This window comes from Nocardia sp. NPDC060220 (assembly GCF_042727815.1).
Lineage (GTDB): Bacteria > Actinomycetota > Actinomycetes > Mycobacteriales > Mycobacteriaceae > Nocardia.
In genome coordinates this window covers 1-1,221 of record NZ_JBHWZY010001323.1, presented here as the reverse complement: position 1 = coordinate 1,221, position 1,221 = coordinate 1, and the positions used below count along the sequence as shown (strand labels likewise).

Here is a 1,221-nt window from a genome sequence, read left to right as displayed (position 1 = left end):
GCTTCGGCCTGCTGCGCCGGTTGCGCGCCGACGGGATCGACGCGCCGGTGCTGTTCCTGACCGCGCGCGACGAGGTGGACGACAAGATCACCGGGCTCACCCTCGGCGCCGACGACTACGTCACCAAGCCGTTCAGCCTGGAGGAGGTGGTGGCGCGGCTGCGGGTGATCCTGCGCCGCGCGGGCCACGCCGAACCCGAGAAGGCGAGCACCCGGTTGCGCTTCGCCGATATCGAACTCGACGACGACACGCACGAGGTGTGGAAGGCGGGCGAGCCGGTGGCCTTGTCCCCCACCGAGTTCACGCTGTTGCGCTATTTCATGGTGAACGCGGGCAGCGTGCTGAGCAAGCCCCGGATCCTGGATCACGTGTGGCGCTACGACTTCGGCGGCGAGGTGGGCGTGGTGGAGACCTACGTGTCCTACCTGCGCAAGAAGGTCGACACCGGCGAGCAGCGGCTGATCCACACGCTGCGCGGTGTCGGCTATGTGATGCGTGAGCCGACGCGGTGAGCAGACTTCCCCTGCGGGGGACGCTGGTGTTGATGCTGGTCGCGCTGGCCGGATTCGGTTTGGTCGCTTCGAGTTTCGTGGTGACCAAGGCGATGGAGAACTCGCTGCAGAACCGCACCGATCAGCAGTTGCAGGACGCGGCGATGGAGTGGGAGCGGCGGGTGGGGCTGCCCGCGCCGAATCTGCCGCCGCCCTCGTCGGAGTCCGGACAGCCGCCCGGGCGATATTTCGTGACGGCCGAGAGCACGGACGGCACCCGAAAAGTGCGCCTCGACAACGTCTTCGGTACCGATTCCCAGCCCGACCTACCCGATCCGCCCGCGCTACAGCCGATTACGGTCGGCTCGACGGACGATTCGGGCGATCAGTGGCGGGTGCTCACTGTCAACGGTCATCGCGCCACGGCGACGGTCGCGTGGCCGCTGGCCGAGAACATCGAGACGGTGCGCAATCTCGTTGTGCTGCAATTGATCGTCGGCGCGATCGTGCTGATCGCGCTGGCCATCGCGGCCTATTTCGTGGTGCGCGGCAGTCTGCGACCGCTGCACCGGGTCGAGGCGACAGCGGCGGCGATCGCCGGTGGCGAGCTGCATCATCGAATCCCGGTGCACGGCAACGTCACCGAGGTCGATCGACTGTCACAGTCGTTGAACAGCATGCTGACCCAGATCCAGCAGGCCTTCGCCGCCACCGAGGCCTCCGAGACCGC

General features: G+C 67.4%; 2 protein-coding genes. Both read left to right on the top strand.

Features of this window, described 5'->3' with window-relative positions:
* A partial coding sequence (locus ACFWF3_RS36425) for a response regulator transcription factor (protein WP_379318754.1) occupies positions 1 to 512 on the top strand: 512 nt, incomplete at its 5' end.
* The coding region (locus ACFWF3_RS36420; protein WP_379318752.1) for a HAMP domain-containing protein at positions 509 to 1,221 on the top strand (713 nt) is incomplete at its 3' end. The genes ACFWF3_RS36425 and ACFWF3_RS36420, both read left to right, overlap by 4 nt.